14 protein-coding genes are annotated in these 17,671 nt (G+C 51.6%); 6 read left to right on the forward strand and 8 right to left on the reverse strand.

Annotated features, from left to right (window positions below; genetic code table 11):
- Positions 1-140: 140 nt before the first annotated feature.
- From BUE76_RS11080 to BUE76_RS11095, 4 genes are all read right to left on the reverse strand, one after another.
- Positions 141-1,463, reverse strand: coding sequence for a TolC family protein (locus BUE76_RS11080; protein WP_073046222.1), 1,323 nt, complete (start codon positions 1,461-1,463; stop codon positions 141-143).
- 169 nt (positions 1,464-1,632) lie between these two features.
- Entirely contained in the window at positions 1,633-4,746 is a 3,114-nt protein-coding gene (locus tag BUE76_RS11085; RefSeq protein ID WP_073046225.1) for an efflux RND transporter permease subunit, read from the reverse strand.
- 137 nt (positions 4,747-4,883) lie between these two features.
- Positions 4,884-5,960: an efflux RND transporter periplasmic adaptor subunit gene (locus BUE76_RS11090; protein WP_143157408.1), complete on the reverse strand. Its 1,077-nt coding sequence runs from the start codon at positions 5,958-5,960 to the stop codon at positions 4,884-4,886.
- Between the two features lie 190 nt (positions 5,961-6,150).
- On the reverse strand, positions 6,151-7,275 hold the full coding sequence (locus tag BUE76_RS11095; protein ID WP_073046227.1) for a 5-(carboxyamino)imidazole ribonucleotide synthase: 1,125 nt from the start codon (positions 7,273-7,275) through the stop codon (positions 6,151-6,153).
- A gap of 208 nt (positions 7,276-7,483) precedes the next feature.
- Between BUE76_RS11095 and BUE76_RS11100 the strand changes: the two genes are divergently transcribed.
- From BUE76_RS11100 to BUE76_RS23990, 3 genes are all read left to right on the forward strand, one after another.
- Positions 7,484-9,394, forward strand: a complete 1,911-nt coding sequence (locus BUE76_RS11100) for a gliding motility-associated C-terminal domain-containing protein (protein ID WP_073046230.1) — start codon at positions 7,484-7,486, stop codon at positions 9,392-9,394.
- A gap of 406 nt (positions 9,395-9,800) precedes the next feature.
- Entirely contained in the window at positions 9,801-10,931 is a 1,131-nt protein-coding gene (gene hppD / locus BUE76_RS11105) for a 4-hydroxyphenylpyruvate dioxygenase (protein ID WP_073046233.1), read from the forward strand.
- A gap of 334 nt (positions 10,932-11,265) precedes the next feature.
- Positions 11,266-12,450 (forward strand): L,D-transpeptidase family protein, encoded by a 1,185-nt coding sequence (locus BUE76_RS23990; protein WP_073046234.1) that lies wholly within the window; start codon positions 11,266-11,268, stop codon positions 12,448-12,450.
- A 258-nt stretch (positions 12,451-12,708) separates the two neighbouring features.
- On the opposite strand, the gene BUE76_RS11115 is transcribed toward BUE76_RS23990, so the two are convergent.
- The 3 genes from BUE76_RS11115 to BUE76_RS11125 all read right to left on the reverse strand — a co-directional run bounded on the left by BUE76_RS11115 (position 12,709) and on the right by BUE76_RS11125 (position 16,261).
- Positions 12,709-13,965 (reverse strand): aspartate kinase, encoded by a 1,257-nt coding sequence (locus BUE76_RS11115; protein WP_073046237.1) that lies wholly within the window; start codon positions 13,963-13,965, stop codon positions 12,709-12,711.
- Positions 13,966-14,274: 309 nt separating this feature from the next.
- Positions 14,275-15,732: an alpha-L-fucosidase gene (locus tag BUE76_RS11120; protein ID WP_073046426.1), complete on the reverse strand. Its 1,458-nt coding sequence runs from the start codon at positions 15,730-15,732 to the stop codon at positions 14,275-14,277.
- Between the two features lie 133 nt (positions 15,733-15,865).
- Complete coding sequence (locus BUE76_RS11125; protein ID WP_073046242.1) at positions 15,866-16,261, reverse strand: transmembrane 220 family protein; 396 nt, start codon at positions 16,259-16,261, stop codon at positions 15,866-15,868.
- Between BUE76_RS11125 and BUE76_RS24485 the strand changes: the two genes are divergently transcribed.
- On the forward strand, positions 16,260-16,421 hold the full coding sequence (locus BUE76_RS24485; protein ID WP_158069956.1) for a hypothetical protein: 162 nt from the start codon (positions 16,260-16,262) through the stop codon (positions 16,419-16,421). The two genes, BUE76_RS11125 and BUE76_RS24485, sit on opposite strands and share 2 nt — an antisense overlap.
- 26 nt (positions 16,422-16,447) lie before the next feature.
- On the opposite strand, the gene BUE76_RS11130 is transcribed toward BUE76_RS24485, so the two are convergent.
- A complete protein-coding gene (locus BUE76_RS11130; protein ID WP_073046245.1) occupies positions 16,448-16,771 on the reverse strand; it encodes a cupin domain-containing protein in 324 nt (107 codons plus the stop codon).
- Between the two features lie 66 nt (positions 16,772-16,837).
- On the opposite strand from BUE76_RS11130, the gene BUE76_RS11135 reads away from it, so the two are divergent.
- A complete protein-coding gene (locus tag BUE76_RS11135; RefSeq protein ID WP_143157409.1) occupies positions 16,838-17,071 on the forward strand; it encodes a hypothetical protein in 234 nt (77 codons plus the stop codon).
- Positions 17,072-17,194: 123 nt separating this feature from the next.
- Positions 17,195-17,551: a hypothetical protein gene (locus tag BUE76_RS11140; RefSeq protein ID WP_073046251.1), complete on the forward strand. Its 357-nt coding sequence runs from the start codon at positions 17,195-17,197 to the stop codon at positions 17,549-17,551.
- Positions 17,552-17,671 lie beyond the last annotated feature (120 nt).

Raw genomic sequence — 17,671 nt, forward strand, 5'->3', positions numbered from 1 at the left:
GCAAAATAAAGCAGCCGGAGCTAAGCAGACAAAGAAAAGCAGCGGTCGTGGCTCCTTTTCAGGTAGTGCTAATATTTGCAATCCTTGCCGCAAACAAAAAAGGCCCTTGCGGGCCTTGAAGTAGTTGTAATTACATCCATTTACCGGATCAACTCGCCCCGGAGCCGCATCAACTCGATCTCTGAAACCTTGGTGTTGAACCGGGCCTGGATCAGGCGGAAGGCAGCGTCTGAAAGGCTTTGCTGGGCTTCGCGTAATTCAATAAAGGTGGTGATGCCCAACCGGTAACGTTCCCTGGCGATAAAAAGGTTTTCGCGTACCAGTACCATATTCTCTTCTTCCAGTGCCAGCGACCTTTTGTACAGGTCGTAGTTGCGGAAGGCATTGATGATATTGGTCTGGAGCAGGCTTGCGCTGCGCTCATAGGTGATGCGCTGCGTTTCGGCCACAATTTCTGCTGCCCTGATCTGCCGGCGGGTGGTATAACCATTAAAGATGGGAATAGCAGCTGTTAGCCCGTAGTTAAGCCCGTTGTTGCGGTTGAACAGGGGCTGGAAAGGGTTGATCACCGTTTTGTTGTCTGCCCGGTTGAAGTTGTAACCCGAGTTGAAGTTCAACACCGGGAAACGCTCGGCACGGCGGAGGCGCAGGTCCAGGTTGGCCAGCTCTATATTCTTTTGGGCAATCTGCAATTCGGGGCTGGTAGCCGCTACGCCGGTACGTACGGCATCCAAATTGAGGCTGGGGTTAAATTCAATGGTTGTATCCGCCACCACGAAATCGGATTGCACCGGTTGTACCACCAGTTGGTTGAGTTGCTCTTTTGCATTGTTGATACTGGTTTGCTGGGCCAGGTGGGCCGCTTTTTGGCCGTTCAGGTCAATCTGGGCCTGCAGAAGGTCGGGTTTGGCACCGGTACCAATATCAAACTTATACTGGGCAAGCCGCAGCCGTTCTTCGCTCAGGCGCATCTGCTCTTCGATGGCTTGCAACTGTTGTTGCTGGCGCACCACATCATAATAAAGCCGCATCACATCGGCAACGGTATTCACTACCTGTGCTTTTACCTGCAGGGCACCCAGTTCGGCAAATTCGTACACCCGGTTGCGGGCAATGAACATTCGCATACCGTCAAAAAGGGTCCATTCCAGGTTTACTGCCGCGTTGGTGGTATGAGAACGGATATCATCGCGCTCCCTTTTCGAGCCGTCCGCCAACACCTGCTTCTGGTTGTTTTTGTTCCAGAGGGTAGTGGCGGCACCGCTTAGGCGGGGCATAAAGGAATAAAGTACATAGGCTTTGTCGAGTACGGCGGCCAGTGAGTCATTGCGCGACAGCTGTATATCGTAGTTGTTTTGTAGCGAAAGGGCAATGGCTTCGTTAAGGGTGAGCTGCTTAACCTGGGCGTTTGCTTGCAAGCTGCCCAGGCCAACCAGCCCGGCCAATAAATATTTCAATTTCATTCAGGTCTTCTTGTTTGTTCCTAGCAGTTAGTTGGTACGGTCTTATAGCGATTTTGTTAATTCACGCAAAGGTCGCGGAAGAGCAAAAGGCGAAAAGGAAAATATCCAAATATCTCTCCTTCTTTCCCACGCACCATTTTACGCTACCGCATATCATCTATTCCCTCGCCTAGGCTGTTTCCAGCACCGGCTTTTTCCTTGCCTGCTCTTCATCCATCACTTCCAGTGCATTGCGCTCTTTTTTGGAAGACAGGTATGAGTAAATGGCGGGGATCACAAAAAGGGTAAGCACCAGCGAGAACACGATACCACCCACAATCACGATACCCAGCGGGATACGGCTGGTGGCGGCCGCTCCCAGCGACAGGGCAATGGGCAGGGCACCCAGGGCCATTGCCAGCGAGGTCATCAGGATGGGGCGCAAACGCTGTACGGCCGAGTAAACGGCAGCTTCCGTCTTGTTCATACCCTGCATGCGGTTGTGGTTGGCAAACTCCACGATCAGGATACCGTTTTTGGTTACCAGACCAATCAGCATGATCATGCCGATCTGCGAGAAGATATTAAGGGTTTGGCCAAAGAGCCACAGCGAGAGCAGGGCACCCGCAATGGCCAGCGGTACGGTGAGCATGATGATAAATGGATCGATAAAGCTTTCGAACTGTGCTGCCAGGATCAGGAAAATCAGGCCAAGGGCCAGCAGGAGGGCAAATGAAGTACCACCCGAGCTTTCGGCATAGTCGCGGCTGGTGCCGGAAAGGGAGGTTGAAAAGCTTTCATCCAGCAGGCCATCGGCAATTTCCTGCATGGCCCTGATGCCATCACCCACGGTTTTGCCGGGAGCCAGGCCCGCCGAAACGGTAGCCGACTTATACCGGTTGAAGTGGTAAATGGTTGAAGGGGTTGTTTCCTCTGCAAAGCTCACCACGTTGTCCAGCGATATCATTTGTCCCGAACCGCTGCGCACATAAAGGCTTTTCAGATCGGTGGGGTCATCGCGGTCGCTGCGGGCCACCTGGCCCATTACCTGGTACTGCTTGCCTTCCTTGGTAAAATAACCCAGGCGGCGGTTGCTCAGTGCCAGTTGCAGGGTTTGCGACACGTCTTCAACACTCACACCCAGTTGGGCGGCCTTCAGGCGGTCCACATTTACCCGCAGTTCGGGCTTATTGAATTTCAGGTCGGCGTCAACACCCACAAACACGGGGTTCTTCTGGGCTTCTTCCAAAAAGCGGGGCAGCACCTGTGCCAGCTTGTTGAAGTCGTTGTTCTGGATCACGTATTGCACCGGCTGGCCGCCACGGCGGTTTACCGAAATGGTTTGCTCTTCGATCAGGAAGGCACGTCCCTCGCCATAACGCGACAGGTTGCGGTTCACCATCTCTGCGATCTCTTTCTGCGAACGTATGCGGTCGGTAGGGTCGATCAGCATTACCCGCACAAAGCCCGAGTTGGCAGAACCGGCACCCTGGAACCCGGGAGAGGTTACCGACAGCAGGTTGGCCCTTTCGGGTACCGAATCCATCATGAGGTTGGTAAGCTGGTCCACATAGCGGTCCATGGCATCGAAGGAAGTACCTTCAGGGGCTGTAAGCTGCAGGCGGAACTGGCTGCGGTCTTCCATGGGCGCCAGCTCGGAAGGCATGTCCTTTCCAATAAAGAAGATGATGCCGCCGCAGAGGGCAACTACCACCCAGGCCATCCATCTTACCCGCATAAAACCCTCTAGGGCCTTGCGGTAGCCATTTTCCATACCACGGAAGAAAGGCTCTGTTTTTTCGTAAAACCAGCCGTGTTTGTGCGCACCCTTGCGGCTCATTTTTACGTTGAGTACCGGGGTAAGGGTAAGCGATACAAGGGCAGAAATAAGTACCGCACCGGCTACCACGATACCGAACTCGCGGAACAGGCGGCCTACAAAACCCTGCAGGAAGATGATGGGCAGGAATACCACCGCCAGCGTAATGGAAGTGGAGATAACCGCGAAATAGATTTCCTTGGAACCCTCGCGGGCCGCGGTCCATTTGTCCATACCGGCTTCCATCTTTTTATAGATGTTTTCCGTTACTACAATGCCGTCATCCACCACCAGGCCCGTGGCCAGTACGATACCCAGCAGGGTAAGTACGTTGATGGTAAACCCGCAGATATACATGATAAAGAAGGCGCCAATAAGCGATACGGGGATATCGATCAGCGGGCGGATGGCAATGAGCCAGTCGCGGAAGAAGAGGAAGATGATCAGTACCACCAGTACGATGGCAATGATGAGGGTTTCTTCTACTTCGAGGATGGATTTCTTGATGAACTTGGTCTGGTCGAGGGCAATGTCCAGCTTTACATCAGCGGGCATTTCCTTTTTGATCTGTTCAAATCGGGTATAAAACTCGTTGGAGATGGCCACGTAGTTGGAGCCCGGCTGCGGAACCAGTGCCAGCGCGATCATGGGCGTGCCATTGCCCTTTAATACCGTTTCTTCGTTTTCAGGGCCCAGTACTGCTTCACCAATATCCTTGATCCGCACATCGGAGCCGCCTACATTTTTTACAATGATATTGTTGAACTCATCCTCGGTATTGAGCCGGCCGAAGGTGCGCACAGTAAGTTCGGTGGCATTACCCGAAATTTTACCCGAAGGCAACTCGATGTTTTCGCGTAGTAAGGCAGCCTGCACATCATTAGGTGTAAGGTTATAGGCCGTCAGTTTTTCGGGCTCAAACCAAACGCGCATGGCATAGCGCTTCTCCCCCCAGATCTGGATACCACTCACACCAGGAATGGTCTGGAGGCGTTCCACCAGTACGTTGTTGGCCCACTCGGTGATCTGGAGCTGGTTGCGGGTATTGCTCTGCACCGTCATGGATATAATGGCATCGGAAGAGGCATCCGCCTTGGATACCACGGGTGGTGCATCGAGGTCATCGGGAAGCGAGCGGGTAGCCTGCGAAACTTTATCCCGAACGTCGTTGGCAGCCGCTTCCAGGTCCACGCTGAGGTCAAACTCTACGTTGATATTGGAAGAGCCGCTGCTGGACAGCGAGGTGATGTTTTTTACACCGGCGATACCGTTGATGGATTTCTCCAGGGGCTCAGTGATCTGCGATTCGATGATGTCGGGGTTGGCGCCGGGATAGGAGGTGCGCACATTGATCACGGGCGGATCGATGGCGGGATAGTCGCGTATGCCCAGGTACTTAAACCCGATAACGCCAAACACCACGATGATGATGTTTAGCACGATGGCCATTACAGGCCGCCTTAAGCTTATTTCGGAAATGTTCATTGCTACTTGTGTTGATTAAGGATGTCGCTTCCCCTGAGTTGTTCTGAACCACCAAAGCATTGCAAAAAGAAGAACGCATAAAGATTACTATTGACCGGGTGCATCTTTATTGCTTCAAGACTTCGTGGTTCAGCAAACTATTGCTGCACTTTACCTATCGTCACCTTGGCATCGGGTTTCAGTCCAAGCAGGCCAGTGGTAATTACGGTATCGCCTTGTTTCAAACCTTCCAGTACCTGCACCTTGCTGCTGTCGCGTACGCCGGTTGTTACTTCCACAAATTGAGCCACGCCGCCCCTGTATACGTACACTTTTTTACCTCTTGCCTGCGGCACCACACTCTGTGTTGGAATCATCAGGGCATTGGCATCGGGTTCAAAGGCCAGTTTAACTTTGGCAAATCCGCCGGGCAGGAGGCCCGTGGCATCGCCTTTAACCTGCGCCCTTACGGTGAGGCTGCGGGTTTCTTCCGCAATACCCGACTCGGTAGCCATTACAGCCGCATTGTAGGTGCGGTCGTTGCCTTCAACGGTAAAGGTTATGTTCTGCCCCTTTTTGATTTGGGTGGTATATTTTTCCGGTACGTTAAAGTCGATGCGCAGGCCGGCCGTTTTTTGAATGGAAGTGATCACGCTGGTGGGCGTAACATAAGCGCCGGTGGAAATTTCCTTTAAACCCAGTTTGCCACTAAAGGGGGCACGCACTTCGGTTTTTTGAATGGCGGTGCGAATAATATCCAGGTCGGCGCGGAGGTTGCTGACATTGAGCGAGGTGAGATCGTAGTCCTGTTTGGAAATACCACCAATTTGGACCAGCTGGTTGTAACGGTCTTCGGTTGTCTGGGCGATTTTGAGTTGTACTTCCAGCTTTTTGCGTTGGGCCTGCAAATCGCCATCGTACAGCTTGGCCAGCAGGGCCCCTTTATTTACGTATGCGCCTTCCCGTATGTACAGGCCGGTTACACGGCCCGAAACTTCAGGATGAATTTCAGTGGCTTCATCAGCTACCAGGTTGCCTGGTACTTCAAGGGCTTCGCTTACCGTGGTGGTATTTACCACAAAGGCGTCAACCTTTGCAGGGGGGCGGGGACCTTGTTTTTGTTGGGCGGTAACTTTTTCCTTCAGGTCGGAGGAGCAGGCTGCCAACAGAACGGCGCTGCTAAGGGCTATAAGTGACGTACGGCTTATTGATTGTAAATCCACGGCTTGAAACATAATGTGTTGAGCCGCAAAAATAGCCAATCTGTTTGCCCCGCTATGTAGGAATTTAGTGAAAAGAGTATGGGTTAACGTTTATTAACCTTATGGAAATTTGGGCTTTGTGATTTCGGATTCCGGCAGTTTGAACCAATGGTAAGCGCTTTGCAATTGACAACTACCGATATCCGAAATCCCAGATCCGCAATCATTTAGCCTGTACTTCAAGCGCCTGCTTGATGCCATTGGCTTTATGAATCAGTTCCTGCTTTTCATTGCTCAGGATGGTTACATGTCCCATCTTACGGCCGGGCTTTGTGTCTTTTTTACCGTATAGGTGTACAAACACATTGTCCATGGCCAGCACTTCTTCCAGTCCTGCATAATGCACGGGGCCGCTGTGTCCTGCTGCGCCAATAACGTTTACCAGTGCCGAAGGCAGGATGGCTTTTGTATTTCCCAGGGGATAGCCCAGGATCACCCGCCACAGCATATCAAACTGCGAGGAATAATGCGCTTCGATGGTATGGTGGCCGCTGTTGTGTACGCGGGGCGCAGTTTCGTTTACAAAAACATCGTCGTTGCGGTCTACAAAAAGCTCAACGGCAAACAGCCCGGGCGAGTTGAAATTGCGCACTACCGAAAGTGCGATGGCTTCAATTTTCCATAAAACATCGCGGCTGATATATGCGGGGCAAAGCTGGAAATCGAGCAGGTTGAGGTTGGGGTTGAACACCATTTCAACGGGTGGGTAGAGGGCGGTTTTACCATCCTGCCCCACGGCAACGATGAGGGCAATTTCCTTTTGCAGGTCTACCTTTTTCTCCAGCACGCTATGGTCGTCGAAGCCTTCACTAAACTGGCCAGGGTTTTCAATAATCTGTACGCCTTTACCATCATAACCACCGGTGGCCAGCTTTTGCACACCTGGAATCAGGTGGGGCCAGTCGCCCAACTGGTGCCTGCCTTCCAGTACGGCAAACGCGGCCGTTGGAATGGAGTGGTGCTGGTAATACTGCTTTTGGAGGATCTTGTTTTTGATAATGCGCAGTACGGAAGGCTTGGGGAAGACCTTTACGCCTTCGGCTTCGAGGGCTTCGAGCGCGTCAACGTTTACATTTTCAATTTCAATAGTAAGGGCATCCAGGTTTTTGCCAAATTGGTACACCGCATCGTAGTCGCGGATATCGCCTTTTACAAAATGGCGGCACAGGTGTGCCGAGGGGCATTCGGCGTCGTTTTCCAGTACATATGTTTCAACGGGATAATTAGCTGCGGCCTGCAGCAGCATCCTGCCCAGCTGGCCACCACCCAGAATTCCTACTTTTTGCATGCTGCGAAGGTAAGGGTTGGACCATTGACGATGGAGAATGGACCATGGATGGGGAGAGATTCTTGGGATTGTATGGAACTATAGGGGTTGCTATCCGTTCAAAGGGTACACTCGCCATTATCAATCGTCCATCATCAATGGTCAATTGCCCTTGGTTAACCCACCGCCATCAATTACATCTTCGTATATTCCCCTACCAAACTTTTGCATGCCTTTTCGCCTGGTACTAAATCTTTTTTTGCTTTGTTTTTCCGCCCTGGCGGTACAGGCTCAATTATGTGCCGGTCCCTTTTCCGATCCATCCCTGGTTATCGATTTTGGTACCACCCTCAACCCTTACCCTACCGCGGGCAAGCTGGGTGCCGGCTATGGCCGCACCACCGAAACCTGCACGCCTGAAGGCACGGCCGAACTGCGGGCACAGGCTTTTATGTGCAAACCCGAATGGCAGGTGACGCCCTTCGACCATACCGATGGCGACGAGAATGGCAATTTCCTGATGGTGAGCCCACTGCCCGGCACCACCGAAGTGTACCGCGATACCATCAGCGGTCTTTGCCCGCAAACGGTGTTCAATTTCCAATTGTGGGTACTCAACCTGATGGTGGCCGAAGCCTGCGATGGGCAGGCCGCCGATCCCAACCTGAAAATAGAATTGTTCGATGCTACGGGTGCGCACCTTGCGGTGCGCAATACCGGAACTATTCGCAAGCAGAGCCGCGCCGAATGGGTAGCCTTTGCCGCCCAGTTTCGCAGCCCTGGTTCGGGGACCATCATCCTGGTAGTAACCAGCGTGGATGCCAGGGTTTGCGGCAGCGATTTTGGTATTGATGATATTGGATTTGCGCCCTGCAAGGGCGGTATCAAAGCAGGGCTGGAGGGTAATAGCCTTGCGGTGCAGGTTTGCCAGGACCAGCAACAGGCCTACCTGATGCAGGCCAGTTACAACGGCTTTAGCAACCCGCAGGTGCAGTGGCAGGTCAGTGAAAACGGCAGCGCATGGGTGGATGTGGCTGGTGCCAATACATCCAGTTTCCGGCGTGAGCCTTCGGAGGCAGGGGAATATGCCTACCGCATGCGCCTGCTGGAAAATGGCAACAATGCCTGTGCCTTTGTTTCCAATCCGGTTCAGGTGCAGGTTTTTCGCAAGCCCTTTGCCCAGGGCACCAACTATGTTTATGGTTGCTATGGGTTTCCGGTAAATTTCCAGGCTTCGGGCGGCACCCAGTACGAGTGGGCAGGCCCGGCGGGGTTCCGGTCCAACCTGCAGGCACCTTCTATTCCCAGGCTCGACTTTGTCAATGCTGGCCGCTACCGGGTAAAGGTGACCAACGACCAGGGCTGTAGCGATTTCGACAGCACCGACCTGGTGGTATACCCTGCGCCGGTTGCAACCCTAAATATCAGCGATACCCTTATTTGTGCCGGCGATAGTCTGAGGCTTGTAGCCGGTGGCGCCGACCGCTACCTGTGGCTGCCGGCAGGCGGACTGAGCAATGATACCATTGCCAACCCTCAAGCCAGCCCCGATGCAGATACGCGTTATACCGTAAAAGTATTTACCGAACCAACCTGTTACGATACCGCCAGCGTGCAGGTGCGGGTGGTGCCCAAAGCTTTTGTAGATGCCGGTCCTGATAAGTTCAGCCTCCGCAACCGTATGGTAACCCTTGAAGGCAGGGTGAGCGGGGCAGGAGTGCGGTACCGGTGGAGCCCGGCAGGGCCGCTGGATAATGCCAATACCCAACGCCCCAAACTGAAAGCCCTGCAAACCACCTTGTTTGTGCTGGAAGCCGAAGGTGCTTTTGGCTGTGGCGTGCTGCGTGATACCGTAAAGGTGGAAGTGATCGACCGTTTATTTATACCCACAGCCTTTACGCCCAATGGCGACCGCCTCAACGATGTCTGGGAAATTGTGGCCATTGACCTTTACCCAAATGCCGAGGTGCAGGTATTTGACCGCTGGGGTAAAAGAGTATACCAGAGCCTGGCAAAAGCATACAAGCCCTGGAATGGAAAAGATGGTGTCTATCCCGTACCACCGGGAGTTTACATTTATATGCTTAACCTGGGCGATGGCAGCCCATTGCGCAAGGGCAGTTTAACAGTGCTGCAATAAGGGCCTGAGCTTTGTATTGTGCAAAAAAACAGGAATTCTTAATAGGGGCGGGTATCAAGTAATTAGATAACAGACCACGGACCACAGACAACGGACGACAGACAAGGGACCATGGATGACAGACAACTGGCGACATAAGCCTTGTGGCCTGTCGTCCATGGTCCCTTGTCCTTCCGCTCGTTCCAACTTATTTAGGGCCGAATGATATACATTTGAAGTACCATGCGTCCGGATTATCCCCAAAAATATTTCAACGATGAGCGCCACAATTTCGTGTTGCTGATGGAGTCGTTGGCCATGGACGCCGCCTGAACCTCCGCTTGCCGGAGGTACTTATTCCCTTGACAGATTTTGCTTGTGCACTGACAATAGTCAGTAATTCCTTATTCAATTAAGTTTTCTTGCCATGAACACCCAAGCCCTTTCCGCGGTGCCTGCCGCCCATACCGATTTCCTGCCCCTGCAGGGTACCGATTATGTTGAATTTTATGTAGGCAATGCCAAACAGGCGGCGCATTATTATATCACTGCTTTTGGCTTTTCAGCCCTGGCCTTTGCCGGCCCTGAAACCGGTATGAAGGACAAAGCCAGCTACGTGGTGCGTCAGAACAAGCTCACCTTTGTGCTCACTTCGGCACTCCGTCCCGAAGGGCCCATCGCCGACCATGTATTTCGACATGGTGATGGCGTAAAACACCTGGCCCTTCGGGTAGATGATGCCGCTAATGCCTGGCACCAGACTACCCTTCGGGGTGCACAAACCGCCCTGGAGCCCCAGCGCCAGGAGGATGAGAACGGGCAGGTAGTGATGAGCGGTATCCAAACCTATGGCGATACCGTGCACCTGTTTATTGAACGTAAAAATTATAACGGCGTTTTCCTTCCGGGGTACCGCACATGGGAGAATCCTTATTTCAGGCCAGCCCAATCGGGACTACTGTATGTAGACCATTGTGTAGGCAATGTGGGCTGGAACCAGATGAACCGCTGGGTGCAGTTTTACCAGGACGTGATGGGCTTTCGTAATATCCTCACCTTCGACGATTCGGATATCAGTACCGAGTACTCGGCCCTGATGAGCAAGGTAATGAGCAATGGCAATGGCTTTGTCAAGTTTCCCATCAACGAGCCGGCGGAGGGCAAGAAGAAGTCGCAGGTGGAAGAGTATCTTGAGTTTTATGGGGGCGAAGGGGTTCAACACGTGGCGCTGGCTACCAACGATATCGTAGCGACCGTACGCAACCTGCGCAGCCGCGGTGTTGAATTTTTGCAGGTGCCTACCACTTATTACGACGACCTGCTGGACCGGGTAGGGCAGATCGATGAAGACCTGGAGCCCCTGAAGGAACTGGGCATCCTCGTGGATCGGGATGATGAGGGCTACCTGTTGCAGCTGTTTTCCAAACCAGTTCAGGACCGGCCAACCGTGTTTTTCGAGATCATCCAGCGCAAGGGAGCCAAAAGCTTTGGTAAGGGAAATTTCAAAGCCTTATTTGAGGCCATTGAAAGAGAACAGGAGGCGAGAGGGAATTTGTAGGTTAAGCGTTTAGGATTTGGAGTTTGGTGTTTTTCATTTCTTGTTTTTGGTTGGGGTAATTGGGGTTATTAAGGCGGCTATGTTTGGGTGGGTTAAGGGCTTTGGGGGTTATCGTTTGTTTTAAGAAAATCATGCAAGCGCAATTTTGTGCGGAAGCGGCCGTTTTTTATTGCAGTCCTGGTGTAGGAACAATCATTTGTGTAACGGGTAAAACGAGGCCGGGACAAGCTTTCGACGTATAATCATTTAATCTTATCCAAATAATGTTTGTTTCCACCGATTGTGTACGGCTGTCCATTCATTTTTTCCGAACTTGCCCCTGGATTTCTTAAACATGAAAGCGCCCTTACTCTTCCTTTACTCCGTTCTGTTTTTTCAACTGGCCCAGGGCCAGGGCACCAGTGTGCCCGCAGCCATGGTGACCGGCAACAACCTGTTACCCACCTTTATCGACTTCCAGCGTTCCCTGCCCCGCCCGGGTGATGCGCTGCGGCGAAAAGAGGACACCCTCCAGAAACAGTTTGCCGCCAAAGGCCTCGACTGGCCTGCCAAATACCTGTACATCCGCAACTTCAAATACGACGGACAGCTGGAAGTATGGGTGAAAAACGACAAGAAAGAACAGTTTAAATTATTTAAAAACTACCGGGTCTGTGCCCTTGCCGGTTCGCTTGGTCCCAAGCGGATGGAAGGCGACTACCAGGTACCCGAAGGTTTTTATTATATCAACGAATTCAACCCGCGCAGTTCCTACCACCTGTCGCTTGGGCTCAACTATCCCAACCCATCCGACAAGGTGCTGAGTGATATGTACAAGCCCGGAGGCGATATTTTCATCCACGGCAGTTGCGTAACGGTAGGCTGTATTCCCGTCAACGACCAGCAGATTGAAGAATTGTACATCCTGGCCGCCCATGCCCGCAATGCGGGGCAGGAGTTTATACCCGTACACATTTTCCCGATCCGGTATAACAATAAGCGGAGTGCCGACTACCTGGCTACCCTTACTAAAACAGATGGCGACCTGAAGCTGCATGCAGAGAACCTGGAGCTGGTGTATGACCATTTTGAGATCACCCGCCAGCTGCCCATCATTATGGTGAACAACCATGGCGATTACCGCTATGAAGGGCTGACGAAGAAATTGCCGCCACCACCACCACCGCCCAAAAAAGCACCAAGGCCGCATCCACAGCGGGTAATCACTAACCTTGCGGATGTGGTGCACCAATGGCCCCAGTTTCAGGGAGGTAACGAACATTTCCTGAAATACCTGGAAAAGATGGGTAAGGCCATGGCCTCCCAATTGCCCAGCGGGAAAAAGAAAGCCTATGTGGTAGTAGAGTTCATTGTGGACCAGGATGGCGCCCCGGTAAATTTCAAGGTGATACAGGGTGTTGATGATGAGTTCAACGATGAACTGATAACGGTACTGGAACAAATGCCTGCGTGGAAACCCGCAATTTTAAACGACAAGCCCGTTGCCAAAAAGATCAGGCAGGGTTTTGCAGTGGAGTAATGGCTGGTGGTTGCGGAAAGCTATAAGCTTAAAGCTGCAAGCATCAAATGGGTGTACGCAAAAATTATTGCACAGAAAACCTGCTCATGACACTTGCGAAAGCAATACATTTCCACAAGCGCCCCTTCTGTTAGGAAGGGGCGTTTGTTTGTTATGTACAGAATGGAAATCCATTGATCCTTACGTGCAGCTTGTAGCTAAAAGCTTGCTGCTACTTCCTTACGTGCAGCTTGTAGCTAAAAGCTTGCTGCTACTTCCTTATTGCTCCCGCATCACCACCTGTACGGTTTCCCTTGTTTGCTGGCGCAAAACGATTTGTTTACCGGCTGTAAGCTTTGCCAAAATGTCTTCATTATAATGCCTGATGGTAAGCAGGGAAAGTCCTTTTTCAAGGTGTACATCAAACAACCCGCCAGCAGCCTGTGCAAACTGGTCCAGCTTTTCTTCAAGATTGTCGGTTAGGCAAAGTATGCTGATGGCGGTGATCTGCGTAAGGTTGGGTTTGAACTTCAGTCGTTGAAACAGGATGTCTATCTCGCTGTTCAGTCCTTCGCTTACAAAGGAGTAATCACGGGATGTGAGTTCCACAAGCACCTGTGCTTGCTTGTATACGATAATGGGGGGCAGGCCTGCGATATTTCGGTTATGTATTACCGTACCTTCTTCCTGTGGATGCAGGAAGGATTTTACATACAGCGGGATATCCTTGTTCTGCAAGGGCTTGATGGTCTTGGGATGGATCACCTGTGCTCCGTAATAGGCCATTTCAATCACCTCGCGGTAGGTCAGCTCCCTGATCCATTCGGCATCGGGATAGAGCTTGGGATCGGCATTCATCACCCCCTGCACATCTTTCCAGATGGTTTGGCTTCCGGCATCCAGCAGGTGGGTAAAAACAGCTGCGGTATAATCGCTGCCTTCGCGGCCGAGTGTCGTGCTTTCGTTTTCGTCCGTAGCGCCAATAAAGCCCTGGGTAATCAGCACCTGGGTTTGCCGGAACAGGGGCAGTACTGTGGTTTGTACTTTTTCATTGGTATATACCCAATCGATGCGGGCATCCCGGAAATTATTGTCGGTGCGGATAATGTCGCGCACATCCAGCCATTGGTTGGATATGCCTTCGGTTTGCAGGTAATGGCTGATGATGGCGGTAGACAGCAGTTCGCCGATACAAACCACCTGGTCGTAGTAATAATCGTAATTGCGAACCGGTTTATCATGGAGCAGCCATTCTACTTCTGTAAACAGGTCGGCCAGTTGAGGGAGGGGCACCGGTGTAAGTTGGGTGCAAATATCCAGGTGGCTTTGCTTGATGGCTTCAAAAAGGCGGAGGGCTTCTTCCTTTTCATTGCGGTAAAAGGTTTCCACTACCGTTTCCAATGCATTGGTGGTTTTACCCATGGCCGAAATCACCACCAGCAGCGGCTGACCGCTATAGCTGGCCAAAATCTCTTTTACATTCCTGATCCTTTCTGCTGTACTCACGGAAGCGCCGCCAAACTTGAACACCTTCATGTTGAGGTAAAATTTGGTGCAAAGATGAGGATGTGAAGGTTTTTTGTTTTTTGTTTTTTGTTTGGAGTTTGGAGTTTGGAGTTTGGAGTTTGGAACAAACTTTCCAAAGTACGAAAGATATTCAGGGCCTATTAGGAACTGTCATGCCGAACTTGTTTCGGCATCTCCTTCTAAATGAGAGTGTCTTTATTCAGAAGGGGGTGCCAAAACAATTTCGTTGGGACCATATCTCGCCGGTAACAAATCCATTTTCCAACAGGAGTTCGCTTCAAAAAACCAAAAACTAAAAACAAGAAACCAAAAACCATTTTACTCGCCAATTCCTCCCTTCATCTTTATAACAAACGGTGTTTGCTTGATATCTCCCGGTTGAAGAGACGAAAGATCAATAACCATATTGTTGCCTGCCTGACGGCCTTTCAAAAGCTTATTGCTACCCAACAATTGAAGGGTAGTTCCTGCAACGGGTTTGAAATTTTGGATGCTCACCTGCTGCCGGTATTCGGGAACGATCACAAAAAGGTCCTTGCCCTTGCGGGTATAAAACTGTTCGATATAGGCGCTGTCCCTGCGGGGTTGTACCATTTTACCGATGTCATAGCCAGCCATGAATGCGGGTCCTTTCTTTTCGGCACGGGGGCCGCTGCTCCACTGGTAGGTTTGCTTCCATGCTTCGGTGCCATAAATGGCCTCGCCATTTACCTGTAGCCAGTTTCCTATTTCCAGCAGTCTTTCCTGCATGATTACGGGAATGCGGCCATCGGCGGTGGGTCCGATGTCCAAAAGCAGGTTGCCGCCACGGGCCACCACATCGGCCAGCAGCAGGATGAGCTGTCGCCCTGTTTTGTAATCGTCCAGTTGTTCGTTGCGGTTGTAGCCATAGGAGTGACCAATGCCCTGGCTTTCCTCCCAAATTACATCGGGGTTCATGCCTGCACCATACTCGGAAGTAGTATAGGTGGCCCCGGTATTTTTCTCCCTGGTGTTTTTGCCCCAACGGTCGTTTACCACCACGCTGTCCTTCACCGGCGATTCGTTGAAAAGCCAGGCTAGCAGTTCCTCGCTGCGCCATGCTGTATCCGATATATCCCATTCGCCATCAGAGAAAATTACCGATGGTTTGTATTTGTTCACCAGGTCTTTGAACTGTGGATGCATGTGTTCGCGTACATAACGGTCCTTATCCGAAAGCCACAGCGGGTTGAACCATTCGTATAAGGAGTAGTAGTAACCCATTTTCAACCCGGCGTCTTTTACCGCATTGGTGAGGTCGCCCAGCAGGTCGCGTTTAGGGGTACCTGTTACCGCATTCCAGGGCCGCCCCCAAGCTTTGTCGGCTTCAGGGCTGTTCCAAAGGGCATATCCTTCGTGGTGCTTGGAGGTAAGCACAACATAGCGGGCACCCGAGCGACGGAAGATATCTGCCCAGTGTTGCGGGTTGTACAGTTCGGCGCGGAACTGTTTTTCAAAATCAGGATAGGTAAAGTTTTCGCCGTAGTTCCTGGTATGAAAAGCCCAGAAATCTTTTTGTTTTGGCGGCAGCCGGTTCCAATACCATTCGGAATAGGAGTAGCCGCTGTTGGGAATAACCGGGGCATAGGCAGGAACGGCATAAACACCCCAATGGATAAAGATGCCAAACTTGTCGCGGTGAAACCAGGAGGGTATCCCCCTTTTGTTGAGCGAAGCCCAGTTGGGGGCAAAGGGTTGTGCTGTAGCCGCAAGGTTAAGGGCCAGCAGCAGGCAAATGGCAATCGTTCGTTTCATACCCTTAAGCAACGGAAAAGGGGCCATATATAAAAAAATGCAGGCCTGTTTTTATCAACAGGCCTGCATTTGGTTGGAGCGATGCTTCAAGCTTTTAGCAACAAGCTGCAAGCCTGGGAATATCGTTTAAAAATTATGCGTATGCGCTTCGGGGTGTTGTTTTTCGTGAAGCAAAATAATTGACCAGGAAAGTCCCGATCAGGATCAGTAGTCCGAAGAACTCGCGGGTGTCTTCAATCCACGGTTTGGTAGCCTTCATGGTTTGGGCAATGTTTTCGGCATCATGCTGGTTAAGCCAGTCAATAACCCCATCGTGCGTAAACAGCAGGTAAAAAGCATAAACGCTGTACAGGATGGTGGCTATAAGGTAAGCCTTAGGGTAAAAGCGGCCTTTGGCTGCCTGGAAGCAGAGCAAAGTGCCAAAGAGGTAAATGGGCGCCCACAGCCAGGGATCGGGGTCGTTGTACTGGAGCACGGCAGATACCAGGAACAAAAAGGCAAACAGGTAGTTGAAGATTCGAAGGGCCATGATTCAAAGTAAAAATCTTTTGCAATACAATGCGTGGCAAAAGGAAGCTATTGGGAATGATTTATATCAGCTGGCACAACATGTCGGTGTTTGGCGCACCGAAGGAGGGGCGGGTTTGGCTTTGGCCGGCGATAAATCAATTACCCCTGACAGGTTTTGAAAACCTGTCAGGGGTTCCAGGCAGGGTTAAATCTTATAATCTTCCCGCTCCGGGGTAAACACATCCAGCAGCAGGCAATCTGTAATGGAGCGACCGCCATGCACCACACCACCGGGTATCACGGCCACCACACCGGGCTCAAGGATGCGGGTTTCATTGCCAACGGTCAGCTCAAATTTTCCTTCCAGCACATGTGCCACCTGTTCGTGCGGGTGCTGGTGCATGGCAAAATCAAGACCGGCCTTCATTTCCCAATAAGCGAAGGTCATGGTTCCGGTATGGATAAACCTGGCTTTGGCGCCAGGCTGGAATTCTTTGAACGGTAATTCGGGCACTTGGGTAAAAGACATAAGGATGTTTTGCAGGCAAAGGAAGGTAAATCAGGCATGAATTTTAAGGTTCTTATCAAAAAGCCTATGGAAAGAGATCCCAAACAAACTGAACAGCAAACACCCGAAACAGATGCTGCCGACCGAAAGGCTTTGGCAGGCAATGGCCAGATGGATGCGCAGAAGATCGAAGCAGCGCACCAACAAGCAGAACAGGATATGGAAGCCGATGCCGAGTTGACCGCAAGCAGTCCCAACGATGATTTGGACGAAGGCGAAACAGCCAGACTGGGAGAAGACATCCCGGACATCATTGGCTAGATCAGCGTTCAAACGGCACCGACCAGGAACCGGGTAGTAGCCAGGTACAAATGTTTGAATATAGGGCCAGGTGGTAATGGCCAGTGCGGATGCATATTCTTTTAACCAACAAAACACCCAACTATGAGCAAGGAGAGACAGGAAAACTTTAATAAAGAACGCAAGAGCGATGCGCGGAAAGAATTTGAAGAACAGGATAATGCCGGACGCTTTGCCGGCGAAGACTTGGATGCACAGGCAGCAAGGGCACAGGCCGAAGATAAAATCAGGCAGGTGGAAGGCAGCCTTTCGGAGCAACACACCGTGCGCGAGGTAATACCCGAAGATGCGCCGCCACCCATGGATGGTGCGCAACCCAATAACGAAGGCAGCGAGGCACAAAACGTAAGCACCCAGCGTGCCGATGCCGGGCAACTGTTGAACAATGACCGGAGCATGGATGATGCAATTGGCAAGGCCAACCAGGGTGGCAACCGATAGTGCCGGCCTCCGTCATTGTTGTTGAAGGCAAGACTGCTAAATTTACCTGCAGGCTTGCCAGCCTTTACGGAAAGCGTTGTGTTTCTGAAAGATGCACAACGCTTTTTTATTGCCGGACAA

The organism is Cnuella takakiae, from assembly GCF_001953305.1.
Lineage (GTDB): Bacteria > Bacteroidota > Bacteroidia > Chitinophagales > Chitinophagaceae > Flavisolibacter > Flavisolibacter takakiae.